This is a genomic window from Corynebacterium pollutisoli (assembly GCF_900177745.1).
GTDB lineage: Bacteria > Actinomycetota > Actinomycetes > Mycobacteriales > Mycobacteriaceae > Corynebacterium > Corynebacterium pollutisoli.
In genome coordinates, this window is record NZ_FXAR01000004.1 from 109,905 (window position 1) to 131,854 (window position 21,950).

The window sequence follows — 21,950 nt, forward strand, 5'->3', positions numbered from 1 at the left end:
GAGAGTCTAGGATGAGGGGCGTGACTGCGATCAAACTTGACGGACAGCTGTATCGGAACGAGATCTTCGAGGATCTGGGCAAGCGCACCGCCGCGCTCAAGGAGAAGGGCATCGTGCCCGGCCTGGCGACGGTGCTGGTCGGCGACGACCCGGCCTCCCACTCGTATGTGAAGATGAAGCACCGCGACTGCGAGCAGATCGGCATCAACTCCATCCGTAAGGATCTGCCGGCCGACATCTCCCAGGAGGACCTGCTCGCCGTCATCGACGAGCTCAACAACGACGACGCCTGCACCGGCTACATCGTCCAGCTCCCGCTGCCGAAGCACCTCGACGAGAACGCCGTGCTCGCCGCCATCGACCCCGACAAGGACGCCGACGGCCTGCACCCGGTCAACCTGGGCAAGCTCGTCCTCAACGAGCCCGCCCCGCTGCCGTGCACCCCGAACGGCTCCATCCACCTGCTGCGCCGCTTCGGCGTCGAACTCGACGGCGCGAAGGTCGTCGTCATCGGCCGTGGCGTCACCGTCGGCCGCCCCATCGGCCTCATGCTCACCCGCCGTTCCGAGAACTCCACCGTCACCCTGTGCCACACGGGCACGAAGGACCTGGCCGCGGAGACGAAGAACGCGGACGTCATCATCGCCGCCGCGGGCGTGCCGCACATGCTCACCGCCGACATGATCAAGCCGGGCGCCGCGGTGCTCGACGTCGGTGTCTCGCGTCTCGACGGCAAGCTCGCCGGCGACGTCCACCCGGATGTCTGGGAGGTCGCCGGTTTCGTCTCCCCGAACCCGGGTGGTGTCGGCCCGCTGACCCGCGCCTTCCTGGTGTCCAACGTCGTCGAGAGGGCGGAACTGCTCGCAGGTGAGTAGACCGCTGGACAATCCCCACGACCTGTCGGTGGCACCCTCGCGGCTGCCCCGCTGGGTGCAGTGGGGATTCCTCGGGTGGTTCGTGCTCGGGGTGATCGTGGCGAGTGTCTTCGCCCTCACCGAGCACTGGCGCCGCGCCACGTTCGTCCTCGGGGCCTCGCTGCTGTGGCTGGCCGTCGTGCGCTACACGTGCGACTCCCGCATCGTGGGCGTGTTCGCCGTGCGCTCCCGGCGTTTCGACGCCGCCTTCTGCACCGTCCTCGGGGGGACGATGGCGTTCCTGGCGGCGTCGGTGGACGCGCTGGGGTCCTAGTGCGGCGCAGGCCCGGCGAAAGATACCTCGAAGGGGGGTCCGGGTGCCTCCGGACCCCCTTCGGAGTATGAAATGCCGCCTAGATGAGGTAGCCGTCGTCCTCGTGGTCGTCGTCGTTCAGCACGCTGAGGACGAAGAAGCGGCGGATGATGCGGTCCATCTGCCGGAACTCGGCGAGGAACGCGTCGTGGCCGACGGGGGAGGAGATCCGGGCGATGCCCATGAGCTCCGGGATGTTGCGGGAGAGGTGCTCCTGCTGGTGGTACGGGTAGAGGATGTCGGTGTCGACGCCGACGATCATCGTCGGCACCCGGCAGGCGCCGAGGGCCTTGTTGAGTCCGCCGCGGCCGCGGCCGATGTTGTGGCGGTTGAGGGACTCGGTGAGGACGACGTAGCTGCCGGCGTCGAAACGCTCGACCAGTTTCCTCCCGTGGTACTGCAGGTAGCTCTCCACGGCGAAGCGCTGCTCCGGGTCCCGGAACTCGCCGTGGGGGTTCTCCCCGTCCTGGCGGCCGGCACCGAAGCGCTCGTCGAGCTCCTGCTCGCCACGGTAGGTGAGGTGCGCGATGCGGCGGGCGGCGGCGAGGCCGGCGTCGGGGGAGGAGCCGGTGTCGTAGTAGTCGCCGCCCTGCCAGGCCGGGTCGCGTTCGATCGCGGAGATCTGCGCGGTCTGGATGCCGATCTGCCAGGCGCTCGCCCGGGCGGAGACGGCGATGACGCACGAGGCGTTGAGCTTGTCCGGGTACATCAGCGCCCACTCGAGCGCGCGGGCACCGCCCATGGAACCGCCGAGGACGGCGTGGAAGCGGGAGACGCCGAGGGCGTCGAGAAGCATTTTTTCGGCGGAGACCTGGTCGCGGATGGAGATCGCCGGGAACCGCGAACCCCAGCGGCCGCCGTCCGGGTGCTCGGAGGCGGGGCCGGTGGAGCCCTGGCAGCCGCCGATGACGTTGGTGCACACGATGCACCAGGCGTCGGTGTCGAGCGCGCGGCCGGGGCCGAGGAGGTCGCCCCACCAGTCGGCGACGTTGGTGTCGCCGGTCAGGGCGTGCTCGATGAGCACGAGGTTGTTGGTGCCGTCCGGATCGCCCCGGAACTCGCCCCAGCGCCGGTAGGCGATGGTGGCGTCACGGACGACGCCGCCGGCCTCCGTGGGGAGGTCACCGATGCGGATCTGCGCGAGTTCGCCCTGCGGGGCCAGAGTGAGGTTAGCGATGGGAGGTCACCTTCCTGGTGCGCTGGGGGAAACGGCGGGCATCTTGTTGAAAGACTAGATATCCGTGCCCGCCCGCGCAAACAGCAAAGGCGCCAGAATCCACGTCCCCGCAGTTCAAGGACGTGGATATATATGGACCAAGCTGTCTTTTAGACGGCGTCGAGGGCGCGCTCGAGGTCGGCGATGATGTCGGTGACGGCCTCGATGCCCACCGACAGGCGGATCGTCTTCTGCGTCACCTGTGCCCGCGCCAGGCCCGCCTCATCCGACTGGGAGTGGGTGGTGGACGCCGGGTGTACGACCAGGGAGCGCACGTCGCCGACGTTCGCCAGGTTGGAGTGCAGCTGCAGCGAGTCGATGAAGCGCCACGCGTTCTCGCGGTCGTCGCCCGGGGCGTCGAGCTCGAAGGTGAACACGGAGCCGGTGTACTCCAGGCCCAGCTTCTCCTTGACGGCGCGGTAGGGGGAGTCGGCGGCGCCGGCGAAGTTCACCTTCGACACCTTCGGATGATTCCGCAGGAACTCCACCACCTGGACGGCGTTGGAGTTGTGGCGCTCGATGCGCAGCGGCAGGGTGTCCAGGCCCTGCAGCGTCACCCACGCGTTGAAGGGGCTTATCGACGCCCCCGTGTCACGCAGCAGGCCCACCCGCGCCTTGAGACCGTAGGCGGCCGGGCCGAGGTCGGCGTACTTCAGGCCGTGGTAGGCCGCGTCCGGGGTGACGAACTGCTCGTGGACCGGCTGGCCGTCGCGCTCGACGGCCCAGTCGAAGGAACCGCCGTCGACGAGGATGCCGCCCAGGGCGGAGCCGTTGCCGGTGTAGAACTTGGTCAGCGATGCGACGACGACGTCGGCACCCAGCTCCAGCGGGCGGACCAGGGCGGCGGTGGCGATGGTGTTGTCCACGATGAGCGGGACGTGGTTGCGGTGGGCGACCTCGGCGACGGCCGGGATGTCGAGGATGTCGGCGGCCGGGTTGCCGAAGGTCTCGCCGTAGAAGGCCTTCGTGTTCGGCTGCACGGCGGCCTGCCAGGACTCCGGGTCATCCGGATTCTCGACGAAGGTGACCTCGATGCCCAGGCGCTTCAGGGTGACCTGGAAGAGGGTCTCGGTGCCGCCGTAGAGGTGCGGGGAGGTGACGATGTGGTCGCCCGCGCCCGCGACGTTGAGGATCGCGGCGGTCTCCGCGGCCTGGCCGGAGGCGAAGGCCACGGCGTGGACACCACCCTCGAGGGAGGCGATGCGGTTCTCCAGGGCCTCCACCGTCGGGTTCGTCAGGCGGGTGTACACCGGGCCGAGGTCCTCCAGTGCGAAACGCTGCTTCGCGTGTTCGGCGGAGTCGAAGACGTAGGAGGTGGTGAGGTGGATCGGCTGGTTGCGGGAGTTGTTGTCCGAGTCCAGGGTGGAACCGGCGTGGATGGAGCGGGTGGCGAAGTCCCACTGGGCGGCTGCGGAGTTGTCGTATTTAGTCATGCGCGGAAGAGTAGAACGGATTCGCCCTGGAAGTAAACCGAGTGGTCTGTGGCAGGGATGTTTCCGCTGCTGAGTTGCGTTGAATAAAAATAATCCACCGCTAGACCAAGTGGTCCACTCCAGGGGGTGTGGTGAGGGGGACGACAACACCGCCCTGGCCCGGAAATCCGGGCCAGGGCGGCGTCGTCAAGCGGCGGAAGCGGAGGTTACTTCTTCAGACCGTCGATGATCTCGTTGAACTTAGAGGACGGACGCATCACGTCGGAGGTCTTCTCATCGGACGGGTTGTAGTAACCACCCAGGTCCACGGCGGAACCCTGGTTGTCGATGAGCTCCTGGTCGATGGTCGCGGCCTCGGCGGCGAGAGCCTCGGCGACCGGCCGGAAGGTCTCGGCCAGCGCGGCGTCCTCGGACTGTGCGGCCAGCTCCTCGGCCCAGTAGGAGGCCAGGTAGAAGTGGGAACCGCGGTTGTCGATCTCGCCGACCTTTCGGGACGGGGACTTGCCCTCGGCCAGCAGCTTCTCGGTGGCCTTGTCCAGGGCGTCGGCCAGGATGGCGGCCTGGGCGTTGTCCTGGGTGCGGGACACGTGGCGCAGGGACTCGGCCAGGGCGAGGAACTCACCGAGGGAATCCCAACGGAGGTGGTTCTCCTCCTGGACCTGCTGGACGTGCTTCGGGGCGGAGCCACCGGCACCGGTCTCGAACAGACCGCCGCCGGCCATGAGCGGCACGACGGAGAGCATCTTGGCGGAGGTGCCCAGCTCGAGGATCGGGAAGAGGTCGGTGTTGTAGTCACGCAGGACGTTACCGGTCACGGAGATGGTGTCCTCGCCGCGGCGGATGCGCTCGACGGAGAGCTTGGTCGCCTCGATCGGGGAGAGGATGCGGATGTCCAGGCCCTCGGTGTCGTGGTCGGCCAGGTACTTCTCCACCAGGGTGGTGAGGTTGCGGTCGTGGGCGCGCTCCGGGTCCAGCCAGAAGACGGCCGGCATGCCGGAGATGCGGGCGCGGTCGACGGCCAGCTTGACCCAGTCCTGGATCGGGGCGTCCTTGGTCTGGCAGGCGCGCCAGATGTCACCTGCGGAGACCTCGTGCTCGAGGAGGACATCACCCGCGGCGTTGCGGACCTCGACCTTGCCGTCGGACTCGATCTTGAAGGTCTTGTCGTGGGAGCCGTACTCCTCGGCCTTCTGGGCCATGAGGCCGACGTTCGGGACAGTGCCCATGGTGGTCGGATCGTAGGCGCCGTTGGCCTTGCAGTCCTCGATGACGGCCTGGTAGACGCCGGCGTAGGAGGAGTCCGGGATGACGGCCAGGGTGTCCTGTGTCTTGTCGTCCTTGTTCCACATCTGGCCGGAGGTGCGGATCATGGCCGGCATGGAGGCGTCGACGATGACGTCGGACGGGACGTGGAGGTTGGTGATGCCCTTGTCGGAGTTGACCATGGCCAGGTCCGGGCCGTTCGCCAGAGCCTCGTCGAAGGCGGCGCGGATCTCTGCGCCGTTGTCCAGGTCCTCGAGGCCGGAGTAGATGGCGCCGAGGCCGTTCTCACCGTCGAGGCCCGCGGCGAGCAGCTCCTCGCCGTACTTGTCGAAGACGTCGGAGAAGAAGGAGCGCACGACGTAGCCGAAGATGATCGGGTCGGAGACCTTCATCATGGTGGCCTTGAGGTGGACGGAGAAGAGGATGCCCTCCTCCTGGGCGCGCTTGACCTGCTCGTCGAGGAAGGACTGCAGGGCGGAGGCGCGCATGACGGTACCGTCGACGACCTCACCGGCCTGGACCTTGAGGTCGTCGCGCAGCTTGGTCTCGGTGCCGTCGGCGGCGACGTGGATGAAGGAGAGGGTGTCCTCGGCCGGCAGGATGACGGACTGCTCGTTGTGGCGGAAGTCGTCGGCGTCCATGGTGGCGACGTTGGTCCTGGAGTCGGCGGACCACTCGCCCATGCGGTGGGGGTTCTTCTTGACGAAGTTCTTCACGGCCTCCGGCGCACGACGGTCGGAGTTGCCCTCACGGAGTACGGGGTTCACGGCGGAACCCTTCACTACGTCGTAGCGCTTCCGGGCGTCCTTCTCCTCGTCGGTCTGCGGGGAGTCGACGTACTCCGGGAGGTCGTAGCCCTGCTCCTGCAGCTCCTTGATCGCGGCCTTGAGCTGCGGGACGGAGGCGGAGATGTTCGGGAGCTTGATGATGTTGGCTTCCGGGGTCTTCGCCAGCTCGCCGAGCTCGGTGAGAGCGTCATCGACGCGCTGCTCCTCGGTGAGGCGGTCCGGGAACTGCGCCAGGATGCGGCCGGCGAGGGAGATGTCGCGGGTCTCGACATCAATTCCCGCGGTGCCGGCGAAGGCCTCCACAATAGGCTTGAACGAGTAGGTCGCGAGCAGCGGGGCCTCGTCGGTGCGGGTCCAGATGATCTTTGCCATGTAACTCCCTAACGCTTTCTTCAATTTCGGCAGTGTCAACGGCTAAGGATACCTGCCTGTACCTAACCACTGCCACCGTCGGGGATATGGTGGTCCCTATGAGTCTGACCATCACCTCCGTCAACGTCAATGGAATCCGCGCCGCCGTGAAGCAGCGGAACGAGGACAATCCGGGCATGCTCGCCTGGCTCGCGGAGTCCTCCGCTGACGTGGTGCTGCTCCAGGAGGTGCGCGCCACCGTCGAGGAGTCGATCAAGGCCCTCCAACCCGCCCTCGACGCGGGCTGGCACTACGTCGGCGCTCCGGCGGCCGCCCGGGGCCGGGCGGGGGTGGGCATCCTCTCCCGCGCCCCGCTTGACGACGTCCGCGTCGGCGTCGGTTCCTTCCTCGATTCCGGTCGCTGGATCGAGGGCACCTACGAGGGCGTCCGGGTGGCCTCCCTCTACCTGCCGAGCGGCTCGGCGGGTTCCGCCAAGCAGGACGAGAAGTACGCCTTCCTCGACGAGTTCGGCCCCTACCTCGACACCCTCGCGGCCGAGTACCCGGACATGGTCATCGGTGGTGACTGGAACATCTGCCACCGCCGGGAAGACCTGAAGAACTGGAAGGGCAACATGAAGAAGTCCGGCTTCCTCGCCGACGAGCGGGCCTTCATGGACTCGGTGTTCGGGTCCTTCCCGGACGACGCCCCGCAGGACAAGCCCGGACTGGGGGAGTACTTCGGAGTGGTCGACTACGCAGGGCGTACCATCCGAGGTGCGGCCACCGAACCGAGGTGGTTCGACGTGGCCCGTCGCCTCCAGCCGGAGGGGGATGGACCGTACACCTGGTGGACCTACCGCGGGCAGGCCTTCAACAACAACGCCGGCTGGCGCATCGACTACCAGGCGGCCACGCAGAGCATGCTCCACCGGGCCGAGCGCAGCTGGGTTGACCGCGCACCCACCGTGGAGACCCGCTGGTCCGATCATTCCCCCCTGAATGTAACCTACTCCACCGACTCCTAGGACGCCCATGGATGCCGTCGATACCGCGCAGCTGCTCGTCGTCACCTTCGTCATCGGCATCACCGCCGAGGCCATCACCGCCGCCCTGGCCGCCGGCAAGCAGAAGATGGATCTCTTCGGCGTCGTGGCACTCGCCGCGCTCACCGCGCTCGGCGGCGGCACCATCCGCGACATGGTGCTCGACACCTACCCCCTGACGTGGGTGGAGCAGCCGATCTACCTCATCATCGTGGTCGTCACCGCGCTGGTGACCGTGTCGTTGTCCTTCCTCATGCACCACTTCCGGAAGGTGTTCCTGCTCGCCGACGCCGTCGGCCTGGCCACCTTCTCCGTCATCGGCACCCAGATGGCCCTGGGGCTCGGGCACGGCTTCGTCATCGCCTGCGTGGCGTCGGTGGTCAACGGTGTGTCCGGCGGCGTCCTCCGTGACCTCATGAGCGACCGCGTGCCGCTGGTGTTCTCCAAGGAGCTCTACGCCACCATCTCCATCTTCGTCACCTGCATCTACATGGGGCTGCTGCAGATCGGAGTGGGGGAGAACTGGACCATCGTCATCACACTCGTCGCGGCCTTCGTCATCCGCGTCATCGCCATGTACTTCGGGCTCTCCCTGCCGGTGTTCGAGTACCAGACGGAGGGGGCGTCGAAGAACCCCCGGTCCTCCCTGCACTACCAGTCCACCCGCCGCAGCCTGCGTCGGTCCCGCAACCACGTCAGCTTCGACATCTCCCGCTATACCCTGCTGGGGAAGAAGCGGGCGAAGGGCCAGAAGAAGCAGCGTTGGGCGCTGCCGGAGGACGAGGAAGGCCCGGATCCGCAGGACAGCCCCCGGGCCTAACCCCGGGTGCTACAGTGTTGCACGACTGTCGAACTTTCAAGAGAAGTGGAACTCACATGCGCGCTCTCATTTACCTGGTCCTCGGTGCCGTCATCCTCGCCGCAGGCATCTTCTGGTACATGGCCGTCGGTTTCTCCGTCATGGCCATCATCGCCGCTCTCGTCATGGGTGCCGGCGGCGCCCTCATGACGGCCGGCATTGCCGACGCCCTGGACAAGCACAGCCCCACCTCCCGCAAGCTCTGAGCGGATTCCGTGGGGAGAAGGCGGCGTCGATAAGCAGGTGATCGACGCCGCCTTCGGCGTTGCGGGCTACACTCAACATCCATGAACGAGCAGAACCCGTCGACCGACTCCCGCCAGCGCGTCCTCTCCGGCATCCAGCCGACCGCGGACTCCTACCACCTGGGCAACTACCTCGGCGCCCTCAAGCAGTGGATCGATCTGCAGGACAACTACGACGCGTTCTACTTCATCCCCGACCTGCACGCCATCACCGTCGAGCAGGACCCGGAGGAGCTGCGCCAGCGCACCATCGCCGGCGCCGCCCAGCTCATCGCCCTGGGCATCGACCCCGCCAAGTCCACTCTCTTCGTGCAGTCGCACGTGCCGCAGCACGCCGAACTCACCTGGGTGCTGGGCTGCCTCACCGGCTTCGGCGAGGCCTCCCGCATGACCCAGTTCAAGGACAAGTCGGCCAAGCAGGGCGCGGACCGGGCCACCGTCGGCCTGTTCACCTACCCGGTGCTCATGGCCGCCGACATCCTCCTCTACAAGCCGCAGCTCGTGCCCGTCGGCGAGGACCAGCGCCAGCACCTCGAGCTCACCCGCACCCTCGCCGAGCGCTTCAACTCCCGCTACGGCGAGACCTTCGTCGTGCCGGAGAGCTTCATCCCGGAGGGCTCCGCCAAGATCCAGGATCTGCAGAACCCCACCGCGAAGATGTCCAAGTCCGGCGAGAACCCCAAGGGCTGCGTCAATCTTCTCGACGATCCGAAGACCTCCGCCAAGCGCATCCGCTCCGCCGTCACCGACAACGACGGCATCATCGCCTACGACAAGGACAACAAGCCGGGCGTGTCCAACCTGCTCGTCATCCAGTCGGCGCTCACCGGCACCCCGGTGGAGCAGCTGGTGGCCGGCTACGAGGGGGCCGGTTACGGTGCGCTCAAGGCCGACACCGCGGATGCCCTCGAGGCGTTCACCACCCCGCTGCGCGCGCGTTTCGACGAGCTCATGGCCGACCGCGGCGAGCTCGAGCGCATCCTGGCCGTCGGCGCCGAGCGCGCCCGGGAGGTCGCCGAGCCGCTCGTCCAGGACATCTACGACAAGGTCGGATTCCTCCGCCCCCTGCGCTAGCCGGCCCGGGGCGGGTGCCCACAGGTAACGGTTCAGCCGCAGCAGGTGCACTGCGCCACGATTTTCCCTACCGTTGAAGTCATATCAACACTGTGATGGTTTCAACGTTATCGAGGAGATCCCGTGGCTACGAGCACACATTCCGACCAGCGGTACACCGACGAGTTCGGCATTGAACGGGTCCGCGACGACGAGCCGGGCGCCGTCGACAAGGTGCGGGACAGATCCGAAGCGGTCGACCACCTCATGCGCATGCAGGACCGTTACTCCTCCATGGGCGGCAACCAGTACTCCGCCGGCATCACCTACTTCTCGGTGCTGGCGATCTTCCCCATCCTCATGCTCGTGGTCGCGGGTATCGCCACCTTCCTGGCGAACCGCCCCGAGGTGCTCTCCCAGGTGCAGGAGCAGATCGCCGGCTCCGTCGACGGTGAGGTGGGCACCCTCCTCAACGACATCCTCGAGACCGCCATCGAGCAGCGTGGTGCCGTCGCCGGCATCGGTGCGCTGACCGCCCTGTGGTCCGGGCTCGGGTGGATGAACAACCTCCGCTACGGCGTGTCCAAGATGTGGAAGGTCGACCCGACGGCGGTGGGCAACTTCGTCAAGAACAAGGCCTCCGACCTGCTCGGCCTCATCGGCCTGCTGCTCGCCCTCGTCCTCGCGTTCGCCATCACCGCGATCTTCAACTCGGGGCTGACCACCTACGTCCTCGAGTTCTTCGGCCTCGGCGACGTCCCGGGTATCCGCTTCGTCACGTTCCTCGTCTCCATCGTCGTCGGTGTCCTGGCGAACTTCCTCGTCATGGCGTGGTTCGTGTTCTACCTGCCGCGCACCAAGGTGCCGCGCCGTTCCGGCCTGCAGGCGGCGCTCATCGGCGCCATCGCCTTCGAGGTGATCAAGCAGCTCGGTTCGCTGTTCGCCTCGAACGCCCTGTCCAACCCGGCGGGTGCGACCTTCGGCCCGATCATCGGTCTCATGGTCCTGCTCTACCTGGTGTGGCGCCTGGTGCTCTACGTGTCCGCCTGGGCGGCGACCTCCGAGGAGTCCATGGCACAGGCCCAGATGCCGGCCCCGGAGCCGGCCGTCATCCGCGTGCGCCAGGAGGTCAACCGGGGACCGGGGGCCGGCACCGCCGCCGGCCTGGGTGCGGCGGCCGCGGCGATCGGTGCCGGTGCCATCGCCCTGCTGCGTCGGAAGTAGACCTTCCGGTCATCAGGGTCAGGATCAGGGCTTCACCCGATGTGGTGGGGCCCTTCCCTTTTCTATCCTGGGCCTAACAAGAGACAACACACAGGATAAAGTGACCGTCATGAACTCGATGCCCAACCTCTACGAGATCCACAACCTCGACCGTTCCGCCTCCTCCGAGGACCTCGGCTACGCACTGGTCCAACGCGACCTGGAGATGGAGCAGCAGTTCATCTCCGAGACCGATGATCGTCGTCGCCGGCTGCAGACGGCTTTCGCCGTGCTCGCCGACGACCAGCGTCGCGCCACCTATGACGATGCGCTCAACGCCTCCCTCCGGATGTCGTGGAGCGACCTGGAACACCTGGGCAACTTCGGCACGTTCCCCGACGCCAGCCTGCGCCCCGAGCCGTACCCGGAGCCGCAGCAGCAGCCGGGGGCGAACGCGTACAACTACCCGACCTACACGCCGGATTCCCCGCAGTCGGGCCCGGTGGGCAACCCCTTCGGACACCCGTCCCCCTACACCGCGTCGGTACCGGCCCCGCAGGGCTACGGTATGACCGGTGCCGTGCCGGGGGCCTACGTCGACCGCCCCTCGGCCCTCAAGCGCCTGGGCCTGCTCATCATCGACGGACTGGCCTTCTCCCTGGTGGCCAGCGTCGTGCTCGTCGGCATGGACACCGAGGCCGCACTCGGGGCCATGCTCTACGCCCTCCTCGGCGCCGCATGGTTCGTGGGCTTCGAGGTTCTCACCGGTGCCTCCCCGGCGAAGCACCTGTTCGGCTACGAGGTCCGGGACCGGGAGACCGGTGACAAGCTCAGCTGGGAGCAGTCGGCGAAGCGCCAGTGGTGGCGCCTCATCAACATCGTCCCGGGCATCGGTTCGCTCATCAGCTTCTTCGGCATGATCGCCATCGGCATGTCCATCAAGCAGGACAACGGCTTCATCGGTTCCCACGACCGCTGGGCCGGCGCCGAGGTCGCCCGGAAGTCCGGACGCTGATCACGGCCGCCACCAGCGCGAGCAGACTGACCACCACCACCGCGATGATCCCCGGTTCCTCCCAGGGCCGGGGATCGTCCGCGTCGTGGACACCCGGGACCTCTGCCGGGTCCTGCTCCGGGGCCGGGGTGGGGGCGGGCTCCTCCTCGTCGACGACCACCGGTTCCAGCAGGCCGACGCCCTCGCCGGCGGGGACGGGCAGGGCGGCGTCGATGAGCAGGCGGGCCTGCTCCCATGGGCGGGCCTTCTCCGTGGTGGTGTCGAGGATGACGGTGAACACCCGGCGGCCGTCCTGCTCCTTCGCGCCGACGAAGGTGTGGTTGGCGTCGTCGGTGAAGCCGGTCTTGCCGCCGAGTCCGTGCTCGTCGTTCATGAGCAGTCCGTTGTCGTTCCACACCTCGAACCCGGGCAGGTCGTCGAAACCGGGGAAGGGGATGTGGTCGGTGTTCATGATCTCCGCCAGCCGCGGGGTGGCGTAGGCCGCGCGGTAGATGAGTCCCATGTCGAAGGCGGAGGTGGACATGCCGGGGGCGTCGAGGCCGGAGTAGCTGGCCGCGCGGGTGTCCGTGGTGCCCAGCTCCCGGGCCAGCCTGTTGACCTTCTCCAGCGTCGCCTCGTCGCCGCCGAGCTCCTGCGCCAGGGCGTGGGCGGCGTCGTTGCCGGAGGCCAGCATGAGCCCGTGGAGCAGCTCGTCGACGGTGTAGGTGCCGCCCTCGCCGATGCCTACGGCGGAGCCGATCTGCTCCGCGGACGCCCGGTCGATGACGACCTCCCGCGCCGGGTCGAGTTCCTCGAGCGCGACCATCGCCAGCAGGACCTTGATGATGCTCGCCGGACGGTAGCGCCCGTGCGGGTCCTTCGCCGCGATGACCTCGCCGGTGTCCATGTCCGCCACGAGCCAGGCGCTGGCGTGGACTTCCTCGGGCACGTCGAAACCGCGCGGCGCGGTGACCCCGCAGGGCCCGTCGACGACGACGGGCAGGGGAGTGGGGTCCGCGCCGGGCTGCGGCACCTCGGAGGTGGTCCGCGGTTCCGGTGGGGTGAGCACGTTCGGGCAGTTGTCGGTGTCGGGGGCGTGCTCGCGCGTGGTGATCTCCGGTTCCGTGGATTCGGGGGTCTCCGGCGCGTCGGGGGCGGGCATGGGCGGCAGCGTGAGCGCAACCGCCAGCGTGAGTGAGGCGAGCATCTTCATGACGAAAGACATCGTATGCCCCCGTTAGGATGGTCCCCATGAGCGACATTTCCGACCTTCCCAAGGTCCTCCTCCACGACCACCTCGCCGGCCCGCCCGCGCAGACCCCCGCCGAGCTGACCGCCCAGGTCAGGGCGCATCTCGAGCGGCTCGTGGAGGACCACGTGGTCTACGTCGAGCTGCGCATCTCGCCGCACCTGCACACCACCGGTGGGCTGACCCTCCAGGAGGTCGTCGACTGCGCCGTCGCTGGCCTCGACGTCCCGCTTATCGACGCCCGCCTGATCCCCACCGCCCACCCCGGACAGGATCCCACCGCCCTCGCGGAGCTGGTGGTGCGCAACCACGGCCCCCACATCGCCGGTTTCGACGTGGCCGGCGAATTCACCGGTCTGTCCGAGTTCGCGGACGCCTTCCTTCTGCTCCGCGAGAACTACGTGCCCTTCTCAGTCCACGCCGGCCTCCACGGCGGCATCGACGAGATCGGCGAGGCGGTGCAGGCCGGTGCGGTGCGCCTCGGGCACGCCGTGGCGCTCATCGACGACTTCCACATCGACACCGAGGGCTTCGAGGGCGTGCTGCCCGGGAAGATCTCCGGCTGGGTACGCGACCGCCACCTCACCATCGAGACCGCCCCGTCTCTCGAGGTCTCCCTCGGCGTCGTCGACGAGTACTCCGAGCACCCGCTCACCCTGCTGCAGCAGCTCGGTTTCACCTGCACGGTCAACACCGCGCAGCTCGAGGCGGCGGGCAGCCTGAGCGCCGAGTTCGAGCGGCTGGAGCAGATCTTCGGCTACGGGCTGGAGGAGTTCTTCGACCTCACCGTCAACGCCGTGCGTGGTGCCTTCCTCACGGAGGTCGAGCGTCAGGACCTCCTCGAGCGCGTCATCCTCCCCGCCTACGAGTCCCAGGATCTGCAGGCCGGGCTCGATGAGTTCGCCGGCGCCGACACTGACGCTGACACGGACGACTCGTAATTACGTGAGGTCGGACCTCCGTTAGGTCGGAGGCGGCACACGTGAAACGCCACCCTCCTCCCGTAAATACGAGCGACGTATTTACGAGAGGAGCGTGGCGTCGATAAGCGACCGTCGGCCGTCAGAACTTCGAGAAACGCTTGACCAGCATCTCCTCCAGCTCCTTCCACGCGTTCGCGTGATCGGAGTAGGGCTTGGAGGGCACGTAGCCGGCGGTCTCGGTGGAGCCGAGCATGTAGGACAGGTAGTCCTGGGTGCGCGGGTTGGCCAGCAGGTAGGAGTTGAGCGAGTCGTCGGCGGCCCAGTCGGCGGCGTCGGCGAACAGCTCGTAACCGCGGCCCATCTGGGCCGTGTCGACGGCGTCCGGTCCCTTGCCGATGTCGGAGACCAGGCCCTGGAAGGAGTACTGGTTGTCCGGGTGGACGGTGACGTCGAGTTCACCGGCGTTGGCGTGGGTCATGACGGTCTCCCATGTGGCCAGACCCGCCATGTCGTGCTCGTCGTTCTCCACCAGCCAGCGGGCGAGCTGACGGGTGGTGGGGAAGGTGAAGATCTCGCCGTGGCGGCCGAGGAACACGGGCGCACCGTCGACATAGGTGCGCAGGGTGTAGACGGACTTGCCGTCGAGGGTGATCTTCACCGGGTCGATGCCGGCGACGCCCCACACGGAGGAGTCGTACGGGTCGGCCTGCTCCTCGGCCTCCTTGGCGGCGGCCTCCGCGGCAGCGCGGGCCTCGGCGGTGCGGACGCGGGCGTCGTCGATGAGCTTCTGTGCCTCGGTGGTGGCGGCGTCGTCGACGTCGATGACGCGCACCTGCTCGTCGAGGGAGGCGACGACCTTGTCCCAGTTGCTCAGCACCGCGCGGCCGACGGCGGACCACTCGCCGAGACCGTGCTCACCGGCGTAGTGGTCGGCGCCGCGCTGGACGTTGCCGAGGACGGAGTGGGAGGCGAAGAAGAGGACGGCGTCGTCGGCGCCCGTGACCTCCGCGAGGGACTTGGACACCTGGAAGACGCGGCCCAGGGTGGAGACGTTCTCGTAGGAGGGGCGCCCGGCCAGCACCGCGGGGGCGCCGATGATGTCGAAGGACTCCTTCTTGTCCGGCACGATCTGATCCGCCGGCTGCGCGTCGAACGCGCCCCACTTCGGGTGGGAGGTGAGGTCGTGGCGCTTCCCGGAACGCAGGAAGGCGTACATCTTCGCGGGGGAGGTGAAGAGGAACAGCCCGGCGTCGTCGCCGAGGAAGGCCTGCCACTCGGCTCCGTGCTCCTTCCAGGTCGGTGCCCACAGGGTGTAGAAGTCGCCCTCGGTCAGAGACAGTTTCACGGGGATGATCGCACGGGAGGTCATGGGGCGGGATTCTACCGGAGACCTACCCTGTCGGCCGCCAGAAGCCCTTGAACGCCATGCCCATGTTCGTCGTGCGCACCGGATTGAGCGACACCGGGTCACCCGCCTCGATGAGCTGCCCGTCGCCGGCGTACATGGCCACGTGCCCGTCCCACACCGCGAGATCCCCGGGTTGCAGCTGGTCCGCCGATACCTGCACGCCGACGTTCTGCTCCTGCGCCAGGCGCGGCAACTCCACCCCGGCCTGGCGGTACGCCCACTGGGTCAACCCGCTGCAGTCGAAGCCCGCCGGCGTCGTGCCGCCCCACACGTACGGGGTGCCCAGGGCGCTCATCGCCGCCGCGACGGCGGCCTCACCGGCCTGCTTATCGACGCCCCCGTCCGTCCCCGCCTCCACCACCGGCACCGGTGCCTCCGGGTCGGCGGGGGCCGTCGGCAGCGCGGCCGCGTGATGGGTGGCCGTCACCCGGTCGAGGTCGTCGGCCAGCGGATCGAGCACCGCGTCGAGGTCGGTGATCCGGCCGGTGGCCTCCCCTAAGAACGTCGCCGCCAGGTGCTGCAGTTCCAGGAGGGCCCCGAGCTGCGCGCCGGGCACCGGGGAGAAGAACCTCGGCAACACCCCCACCGCCTGCTGGAGCAACCCCTGCGTCAGATGGGTGAGCTCCGCACGGGTCGCCTCCACGTGCGCGGCGGCGTGGTCGCTGATCCGGGAGACCAGATCCCGGTCCCCGCTGAGATGCCCCGCCACCTCCACCAGCGTCGTCCCGCCGGGGGAACCGTGGGCGATCATCTCCGCCAACGGCACCGCCGCCCCGAAATCCGGCAACGGCGGGAGGTGAACCGGTGAGACCTCCGCCGGGGCGAGGTCCACGATGTGCTGCACGGCCTGGACGATCTCCCTCATGACAGCCCCGCCAACTGTGCCGCCAGGGCACGGTCCTCGTGATCGACCGCCTCGATGACGCGCCGGGAACGCTCACCGAGTACGTGGGCGCGGGCGTGGACCTGCCGGGTCTGGTCGTCGAGGTGGTGCAGGGCGTCGACAAGTGAGGTCGCGAAGCGGCCCGGACCGGAGACGGTGACGGGGGTGAGGGGCGGGCGGGAGGCGGCGTCGAGAAGCTCGGTGGCCAGGAGACGGGCATGGGCGGGATCGAGGCGGAGAGTGCTCATGCCTTTATTGGACTGTGAAAACGGGCGAAAGGTTCCCGCTATTCTGGGGCGCATGGAGATCACCATCGTCGACCACCCGCTCGCCGCCTCACGACTGACCATCATGCGTGACGCACGCAGCGACAACGCCGCCTTCCGCGCCGCCCTTGCCGACCTGGGCACCATGCTCGTCTACGAGGCGTCCCGCGACCTGCCCGTGGAGCACTTCGACTGCCAGACCCCGGTGGCCGTCGCCGACGGCACCCGCCTGCAGGACCCGCCGATCGTCGTGCCGGTGATCCGCGCCGGGCTGGGCATGATCGACCCGGCGCTGTCGATGATCCCGGACGCCCAGGTCGGTTTCATCGGCCTGGCCCGCAACGAGGAGACCCACGAGCCGGTGCCGTACCTGGAGGCGCTGCCGCACGACCTGACCGGACGCACCGTCTTCGTCGTCGACCCGATGCTGGCCACCGGTGGTTCCCTGCTGCACGCCATCCGCCTGCTCGCCGATCGTGGCGCCACCGACATCACGGCGATCTGCATGGTCTCCGCACAGCCGGGTGTCGACGCCCTGGCCGACTCCGGGCTGCCCGTCCGCCTGGTCACCGCGTGCGTGGATCCCTCCCTCAACGAGGACGCCTACATCGTCCCTGGTCTCGGCGACGCCGGTGACCGTCTCTACGGCCCGCGCAACATCGACCTCTAGGATCCTCCCCGCCTTCTCCGCCCACTGCAGTGGGCGGAGTTTTCCTATTGCAGTGGGCACCGTGGAGGAATGTCGCACGAGGAGGAGTGGAAGGGGTGGCCGAGTTTCGGCCTCTGCCTCGGCCGTACCCTCCGCGCGGTGCGCAAGAAGCGGGGACTCACCCAGGATGATCTGGCGGCGTTGACGGGCCTGGCCCGGAACACCATCTCCAACATCGAACGTAACCTGGGCAACTCGGACACCCCGGCCGATCCGCAGCTGTCGACGCTCTACCGCCTGGCCCGCGCCCTCGACGTCCCGCCCGCCGTGCTGCTGCCCGCGGGTGGGGAACCGGTGGCCGACATCTGCCCGCCCTCCGACCTCGGCCTCCACCTGGAATCCTTCCGCGACGCCTATGTCCTGCACGGACAGTTGCCGCGTTATGAATCCGAGGTGGCCCGGGAGATCCGCCCCGGGCAGCCCCGCCACGCGATCGAGGGGGAGGGGACTGCGAGCGAGTAGGATCGATAGGCGTTGACCCCCGGTTGTGGTCTGCGGAAAGGACAGTTCGTGAAGGGAATCGCCGCGCGCGTCGATGAGTGGCTCATCGCCCACAAGGAGGAGGTGCTCGGCTGGCGCCGTCACCTTCACTCCCACCCTGAGCTGTCGCACATGGAGTACGAGACGACCGAGTTCCTCGAGGAGACGCTCCGTGCCCACGGGCTCACCCCGACCCGCTTCCCGGGCACCGGCCTCATGGTGGACATCGGCCCGGAGACCCCCGACCGTCTGGCCTTCCGTGCGGACATCGACGCCCTCGCCGTCACCGAACTGACGAAGCTGCCCTTCGCCTCCGCGGTGCCGGGCGTCTCGCACTCCTGCGGCCACGACGTCCACACCACCATCTCCCTCGCCCTGGCCTGCGCCTTGGCCGACAGCGCCGACACCCTCACCCACGGCATCCGCGTCCTGTTCCAGCCGGCGGAGGAGGTCATGGACGGCGGTGCCACGGACGTCATCGCCTGGGGTGGCCTGGAGGGGGTCGGGTCGATCTTCGCGGTGCACGTCGAGCCGAAGCTCAAGGTGGGCAAGATCGGTGTGCGCACCGGCGCGATCACCTCGGCCGCCGACGTCCTGCGCATCAAGGTCTCCGGCCCCGGCGGGCACTCCTCGCGTCCGTACCTGACCAACGACGTCGTCTACGCGCTGTCCTCCCTGGCCACGCAGCTGCCGGCGCTGCTTTCTCGCCGCATCGACCCGCGCACGGCGACGGTCCTCGTCTTCGGTTCCCTCAACGCCGGTTACGCGCCCAACGCCATCCCGGAGTCGGGCCAGCTCACCGGCACGATCCGGACGGCGGACATCGCCACGTGGCGCATCCTGCAGGAGCTGCTCGAGGAACTCGTTGCCCAGGTCCTCGCCCCGACCGGATGCACCCACGAACTCGCCTACCAGCGGGGTGTCCCGCCGGTGCTCAACGACGACGTTGCCACCGCGCTGCTTGCCGACGCCGCCCGCTCCATCGACCCCCAGGCCGTCGTCCAGGCCCCGCAGTCCTCCGGCGGCGAGGACTTCTCCTGGTACCTCGAGCACGTGCCGGGATCGATGGCCCGTCTGGGCTGCTGGTCCGGCGAGGGGCGCATGGGTGATCTGCACCAGGGGGACCTGCTTGTCGACGAACGCGCCATCGGCGTCGGCGTCCGCCTCTTCGCCTCCGTCGTCGAGCAGTACGGCGAGGGGACCGGAACGGGTGCAACCACCGGCGGCTTCCTCTCCTAGCGACTAAACTCGGGGACCAGTTGTTCACGGAACCTGTGGACGGTCCAATCGCGCGTGGAGGAGACCCCTTGAAGAATCGCATCGTCATCATCGGCGGAGGCCCCGCCGGCTACGAGGCAGCCCTGGCCGGAGCCAAGTACGGAGCGGATGTGACGATCATCGAGGAACGCGGCATCGGCGGTTCCTCCGTCCTGCTCGACTGTGTGCCCTCGAAGTCCTTCATCGCCGGCACCGGCATCAAGACCGACCTCCGCCGCGCCGACGACATGGGCCTCAACTCCCTCCTCGGCCGCGCCCGCATCCACCTGCCCGCCCTCAACCAGCGTGTGAAGAACCTGGCGGAGGAGCAGTCCGACGACATCGCCGTGCAGCTCGAGCGCGCCGGCGTGAAGTTCGTCAACGGCCGGGGCCGCTTCGCGGAGTCCCAGATCGACCAGGTCCACCACGAGATCACCGCCACGCTCGCCGACGGCTCCGAGGAGGTCTACGAGGCGGACCTCGTGCTCATCGCCACCGGCGCCACCCCGCGCATCCTGCCCAACGCCAAGCCGGACGGTGAGCGCATCCTCACCTGGCAGCAGGTGTACGACCTGGAGGAGACCCCGGAGCACCTCATCGTTGTCGGTTCCGGTGTCACCGGTGCGGAGTTCGTCTCCGCCTTCGCCGAACTGGGCGTCAAGGTGACCATGGTAGCCTCCCGTGACCGCATCCTCCCGCACGACGACGCCGACGCTGCGGACGTCCTCGAGCACGTCCTCTCGCAGCGCGGTGTCTCCCTGGAGAAGCACGCCCGCGTCGAGTCGGTCACGCGCACCGACGACGGCGGTGTCTGCGTCCGCACCTCCGACGGCCGGGAGATCTTCGGCTCCCACGCCATCATGTCCATCGGCTCCATCCCCGCCACCGAGGGCCTGTGCCTGGAGAACGTCGGCGTGAAGACCGCGGACTCCGGCCACATCAAGGTCGACCGCGTCTCCCGCACCAACGTCGCCGGCATCTACGCCGCCGGTGACTGTACCGACCTGTTCCCGCTGGCCTCCGTCGCCGCGATGCAGGGCCGCATGGCGATGTACCACGCCCTCGGCGAGGGTGTCACCCCGATCCGCCTCAAGACCGTGGCCACCGCCGTGTTCACCCGCCCGGAGATCGCCGCCGTCGGCGTCACCCACGCGCAGGTGGAGAACGGCGACGTCTCGGCCCGCGCCGTCGTCCTGCCGCTGCAGTCCAATCCGCGCGCCAAGATGCGTTCGCTCAAGCACGGCTTCGTCAAGCTGTTCTGCCGCCGTAACTCCGGCCTGGTCATCGGCGGTGTCATCGTCGCGCCGACCGCGTCCGAGCTCATCCTGCCGATCGCCATCGCCGTGTCCAACAACCTCACCGTCAAGCAGCTGGCGGAGGTCTTCGCCGTGTACCCGTCGCTGTCGGGTTCCATCACCGAGGCGGCCCGTCGCCTGGTGGCCACCGACGACCTGGCGTAGGTTCCGCGGGTCCCGGCGCGGGGCTCGGGGCTCGGGGCTCGGGGCCGCCCCCTCGCATTCGTCCCCTCGGCATCGCGGGTATCCGGCCCCCGTGGGCTCGGGGTCGCCCTGATCCCTACTCCACGATCGCGAGCCCCGAGCCCCGAGCCCAAGCAGCGGGGCGGATCAGTACGTCGTGTAGGAGAAGTCGAGGGTGGCGTCGAGGTCGACGACCACCTGGCGGCCCGCGAGGGGGAAGGCGCGCTGGGGGCAGCGTTCGCGGGGGCAGGTCGTGCAGCCCGGCCCGATGGGGGTGGCCGAGGCGGGGGAGAGGTCGAGGCCCTGCGCGTAGACCAGCCGCTCCGCCTGCTCGAGGTCGCAGCCGAGGCCGACGGCGAACTCCTTGCGGGGTTGGCCGAAGCCGTGGATCTGGCCGGCGACGGTGCGGGCGATCCACAGGTAGTGGCGGCCGTCGGGCATGCCGGCGACCTGGCGGGTGACCCGCCCCGGGGTCTCGAAGGCGCGGTGGATGACCCACAGGGGGCAGGAGCCGCCTGAGCGGGAGAAGTGGAAGCCGGTGGCGGACTGGCGTTTGGAGATGTTGCCGGCGCGGTCCGTGCGGACGAAGAAGAAGGGGACGCCGCGGTTGCCGGGGCGGTTGAGCGTCGATAAGCGGTGGCACGTGGTCTCGAAGCCGGTGCCGAAGTGGACGGCGAGGCGGTCGATGTCGTAGCGGACGTCCTCGGCGGTGGAGAGCATCTGCTCGTAGGGCATGACGACGGCCGCGGCGAAGTACTGGGCCAGGGCGAGGACAGCGATCTCGCGGGCCTCCTCGGTGGGCAGGTCGGCGGCGATCCCGTGCAGCACGTCCGCGTGGCCGGTGAGCGCGTACTGGAGGGAGAGTTCGAAGCACAGCTGCGCCTCGGAGAGACCGGTGCGCAGGTGCAGTTCACGGGTCTCCGGGTGGTAGACGCGGCGGGGGCCGGAGGTGAGTTTGCGGAAGCGGACGACGACGCCGAGGTCGCGGTCGAGGGACGTCGATAAGCGGGTGAGGCGCAGCTGGGGGTCGCCGAGGCGGCTGGCCAGCTCCTCGCCGAGGAGGTCCAGTTCGTGGACGTAGTTATGGGCCTCGTAGAAGAAGTCGCGGACGAGGCGGTAAGGGGAGTCGTCGACACGCGAGGGGGCGCGGTCGGCCAGTTCGAGGACCTCGGCGACGAGGTCGGGGTAGCGGGCGACGAGGTCGGCGAGCTGGTCGTCGGGGACGGAGGGGAAGGCGTCGCGGAGTTCACCGATGGTGCGGGCGTCGTGATCGGGGGAGAAGAAGGCGGGGTCGACGTCGAAGTGCTGCGACAGGGCCATGAGCACGGTGACGGTGAGGGGGCGCTGGTCGTTCTCCAGCTGGTTGAGGTAGCTCGTCGAGAGGTTGAGGCGGCGGGCCATCTCCTGCTGCGTGAGGTTGCGGCCCCTCCGCAATGTGCGGATCCGTGCCCCCGCGAAGTGCTTGCTCATGTGTGTGCCTCTCGGACGTTTACCGCTCTGAACAGGTCTTTCTGCAAGTTTTGCAGAACCCGGGATGTGATGCCACAAGTTTACACAGGCTTCACTGTGACACCCAACACACGATTCGCATTACTGTGATGGGCAACGCAGTCACCGCT

At 68.4% G+C, this 21,950-nt stretch carries 21 protein-coding genes; 13 read left to right on the forward strand and 8 right to left on the reverse strand.

What is annotated here, in order from left to right; genetic code table 11:
• Positions 1-20 precede the first annotated feature (20 nt).
• Entirely contained in the window at positions 21-875 is an 855-nt protein-coding gene (locus B9Y70_RS06800) for a bifunctional methylenetetrahydrofolate dehydrogenase/methenyltetrahydrofolate cyclohydrolase (RefSeq protein WP_085549513.1), read from the forward strand.
• A complete protein-coding gene (locus B9Y70_RS06805) occupies positions 868-1,188 on the forward strand; it encodes a DUF3017 domain-containing protein (protein WP_205410421.1) in 321 nt (106 codons plus the stop codon). The genes B9Y70_RS06800 and B9Y70_RS06805 overlap by 8 nt, the downstream gene beginning before the upstream one ends.
• Before the next feature lie 79 nt (positions 1,189-1,267).
• On the opposite strand, the gene metX is transcribed toward B9Y70_RS06805, so the two are convergent.
• The 3 genes from metX to B9Y70_RS06820 form a co-directional block, all read right to left on the reverse strand.
• Entirely contained in the window at positions 1,268-2,404 is a 1,137-nt protein-coding gene (gene metX / locus B9Y70_RS06810) for a homoserine O-acetyltransferase MetX (RefSeq protein WP_085549514.1), read from the reverse strand.
• Positions 2,405-2,553: 149 nt separating this feature from the next.
• On the reverse strand, positions 2,554-3,876 hold the full coding sequence (locus B9Y70_RS06815) for an O-acetylhomoserine/O-acetylserine sulfhydrylase (protein WP_085549515.1): 1,323 nt from the start codon (positions 3,874-3,876) through the stop codon (positions 2,554-2,556).
• 206 nt (positions 3,877-4,082) lie between these two features.
• Positions 4,083-6,299, reverse strand: a complete 2,217-nt coding sequence (locus B9Y70_RS06820) for an NADP-dependent isocitrate dehydrogenase (RefSeq protein WP_085549516.1) — start codon at positions 6,297-6,299, stop codon at positions 4,083-4,085.
• A gap of 98 nt (positions 6,300-6,397) precedes the next feature.
• On the opposite strand from B9Y70_RS06820, the gene B9Y70_RS06825 reads away from it, so the two are divergent.
• From B9Y70_RS06825 to B9Y70_RS06850, 6 genes are all read left to right on the forward strand, one after another.
• A complete protein-coding gene (locus B9Y70_RS06825) occupies positions 6,398-7,306 on the forward strand; it encodes an exodeoxyribonuclease III (RefSeq protein ID WP_085549517.1) in 909 nt (302 codons plus the stop codon).
• Positions 7,307-7,313: 7 nt separating this feature from the next.
• Complete coding sequence (locus B9Y70_RS06830; RefSeq protein WP_085549518.1) at positions 7,314-8,144, forward strand: trimeric intracellular cation channel family protein; 831 nt, start codon at positions 7,314-7,316, stop codon at positions 8,142-8,144.
• A 56-nt stretch (positions 8,145-8,200) separates the two neighbouring features.
• A complete protein-coding gene (locus tag B9Y70_RS06835; protein ID WP_085549519.1) occupies positions 8,201-8,389 on the forward strand; it encodes a hypothetical protein in 189 nt (62 codons plus the stop codon).
• An 81-nt stretch (positions 8,390-8,470) separates the two neighbouring features.
• Positions 8,471-9,502: a tryptophan--tRNA ligase gene (trpS, locus tag B9Y70_RS06840; protein WP_085549520.1), complete on the forward strand. Its 1,032-nt coding sequence runs from the start codon at positions 8,471-8,473 to the stop codon at positions 9,500-9,502.
• 123 nt (positions 9,503-9,625) lie between these two features.
• Positions 9,626-10,705 carry a YhjD/YihY/BrkB family envelope integrity protein gene (locus B9Y70_RS06845; protein ID WP_085549521.1) on the forward strand — a complete coding sequence of 360 codons (1,080 nt, stop codon included), beginning with the start codon at positions 9,626-9,628 and terminating at the stop codon, positions 10,703-10,705.
• Between the two features lie 109 nt (positions 10,706-10,814).
• Positions 10,815-11,699 (forward strand): RDD family protein, encoded by an 885-nt coding sequence (locus tag B9Y70_RS06850; RefSeq protein WP_143337557.1) that lies wholly within the window; start codon positions 10,815-10,817, stop codon positions 11,697-11,699.
• Here the strand turns inward: B9Y70_RS06850 and B9Y70_RS06855 are convergent.
• Positions 11,641-12,903, reverse strand: a complete 1,263-nt coding sequence (locus tag B9Y70_RS06855) for a serine hydrolase (RefSeq protein WP_085549523.1) — start codon at positions 12,901-12,903, stop codon at positions 11,641-11,643. The genes B9Y70_RS06850 and B9Y70_RS06855 overlap by 59 nt on opposite strands.
• Before the next feature lie 26 nt (positions 12,904-12,929).
• Here B9Y70_RS06855 and B9Y70_RS06860 point away from each other — a divergent pair, with 26 nt between their 5' ends.
• On the forward strand, positions 12,930-13,868 hold the full coding sequence (locus B9Y70_RS06860; RefSeq protein ID WP_159449793.1) for an adenosine deaminase family protein: 939 nt from the start codon (positions 12,930-12,932) through the stop codon (positions 13,866-13,868).
• Positions 13,869-13,989: 121 nt separating this feature from the next.
• Here B9Y70_RS06860 and B9Y70_RS06865 read toward each other — a convergent pair whose 3' ends face one another.
• From B9Y70_RS06865 to B9Y70_RS06875, 3 genes are read right to left on the reverse strand one after another with little or no spacing between them, the layout of a single operon-like run.
• On the reverse strand, positions 13,990-15,219 hold the full coding sequence (locus tag B9Y70_RS06865) for a hypothetical protein (RefSeq protein WP_085549525.1): 1,230 nt from the start codon (positions 15,217-15,219) through the stop codon (positions 13,990-13,992).
• A 22-nt stretch (positions 15,220-15,241) separates the two neighbouring features.
• On the reverse strand, positions 15,242-16,123 hold the full coding sequence (locus B9Y70_RS06870) for a C40 family peptidase (protein ID WP_085549526.1): 882 nt from the start codon (positions 16,121-16,123) through the stop codon (positions 15,242-15,244).
• Positions 16,120-16,389: a hypothetical protein gene (locus B9Y70_RS06875; protein ID WP_085549527.1), complete on the reverse strand. Its 270-nt coding sequence runs from the start codon at positions 16,387-16,389 to the stop codon at positions 16,120-16,122. Before B9Y70_RS06875 ends, B9Y70_RS06870 begins: the two co-directional genes overlap by 4 nt.
• Positions 16,390-16,441: 52 nt before the next feature.
• On the opposite strand from B9Y70_RS06875, the gene upp reads away from it, so the two are divergent.
• The 4 genes from upp to B9Y70_RS06895 all read left to right on the forward strand — a co-directional run bounded on the left by upp (position 16,442) and on the right by B9Y70_RS06895 (position 20,313).
• Positions 16,442-17,077 (forward strand): uracil phosphoribosyltransferase, encoded by a 636-nt coding sequence (gene upp / locus B9Y70_RS06880; RefSeq protein ID WP_085549528.1) that lies wholly within the window; start codon positions 16,442-16,444, stop codon positions 17,075-17,077.
• A gap of 69 nt (positions 17,078-17,146) precedes the next feature.
• The gene (locus B9Y70_RS06885; RefSeq protein ID WP_085549529.1) at positions 17,147-17,578 is read left to right on the forward strand and encodes a helix-turn-helix domain-containing protein; all 432 of its coding nucleotides are present in this window, start codon (positions 17,147-17,149) and stop codon (positions 17,576-17,578) included.
• 48 nt (positions 17,579-17,626) lie between these two features.
• Positions 17,627-18,835, forward strand: coding sequence for a M20 family metallopeptidase (locus B9Y70_RS06890; RefSeq protein ID WP_085549530.1), 1,209 nt, complete (start codon positions 17,627-17,629; stop codon positions 18,833-18,835).
• Positions 18,836-18,903: 68 nt separating this feature from the next.
• On the forward strand, positions 18,904-20,313 hold the full coding sequence (locus B9Y70_RS06895; RefSeq protein ID WP_143337558.1) for an NAD(P)H-quinone dehydrogenase: 1,410 nt from the start codon (positions 18,904-18,906) through the stop codon (positions 20,311-20,313).
• Between the two features lie 165 nt (positions 20,314-20,478).
• Here the strand turns inward: B9Y70_RS06895 and B9Y70_RS06900 are convergent, their stop codons facing one another.
• Positions 20,479-21,801, reverse strand: coding sequence for a short-chain fatty acyl-CoA regulator family protein (locus B9Y70_RS06900; RefSeq protein WP_085549531.1), 1,323 nt, complete (start codon positions 21,799-21,801; stop codon positions 20,479-20,481).
• Positions 21,802-21,950: the final 149 nt, after the last annotated feature.

Coding starts and splice junctions, on each gene's coding strand:
- B9Y70_RS06815 (WP_085549515.1), bottom strand. CDS start 3,876: ATGACTAAATACGACAACTCCGCAGCCGCCCAGTGGGACTTCGCCACC.
- B9Y70_RS06820 (WP_085549516.1), bottom strand. CDS start 6,299: ATGGCAAAGATCATCTGGACCCGCACCGACGAGGCCCCGCTGCTCGCG.
- B9Y70_RS06825 (WP_085549517.1), top strand. CDS start 6,398: ATGAGTCTGACCATCACCTCCGTCAACGTCAATGGAATCCGCGCCGCC.
- B9Y70_RS06830 (WP_085549518.1), top strand. CDS start 7,314: ATGGATGCCGTCGATACCGCGCAGCTGCTCGTCGTCACCTTCGTCATC.
- B9Y70_RS06835 (WP_085549519.1), top strand. CDS start 8,201: ATGCGCGCTCTCATTTACCTGGTCCTCGGTGCCGTCATCCTCGCCGCA.
- trpS (WP_085549520.1), top strand. CDS start 8,471: ATGAACGAGCAGAACCCGTCGACCGACTCCCGCCAGCGCGTCCTCTCC.
- B9Y70_RS06850 (WP_143337557.1), top strand. CDS start 10,815: ATGAACTCGATGCCCAACCTCTACGAGATCCACAACCTCGACCGTTCC.
- B9Y70_RS06855 (WP_085549523.1), bottom strand. CDS start 12,903: ATGTCTTTCGTCATGAAGATGCTCGCCTCACTCACGCTGGCGGTTGCG.
- B9Y70_RS06860 (WP_159449793.1), top strand. CDS start 12,930: ATGAGCGACATTTCCGACCTTCCCAAGGTCCTCCTCCACGACCACCTC.
- B9Y70_RS06865 (WP_085549525.1), bottom strand. CDS start 15,219: ATGACCTCCCGTGCGATCATCCCCGTGAAACTGTCTCTGACCGAGGGC.
- B9Y70_RS06870 (WP_085549526.1), bottom strand. CDS start 16,123: ATGAGGGAGATCGTCCAGGCCGTGCAGCACATCGTGGACCTCGCCCCG.
- B9Y70_RS06875 (WP_085549527.1), bottom strand. CDS start 16,389: ATGAGCACTCTCCGCCTCGATCCCGCCCATGCCCGTCTCCTGGCCACC.
- upp (WP_085549528.1), top strand. CDS start 16,442: ATGGAGATCACCATCGTCGACCACCCGCTCGCCGCCTCACGACTGACC.
- B9Y70_RS06885 (WP_085549529.1), top strand. CDS start 17,147: ATGTCGCACGAGGAGGAGTGGAAGGGGTGGCCGAGTTTCGGCCTCTGC.
- B9Y70_RS06900 (WP_085549531.1), bottom strand. CDS start 21,801: ATGAGCAAGCACTTCGCGGGGGCACGGATCCGCACATTGCGGAGGGGC.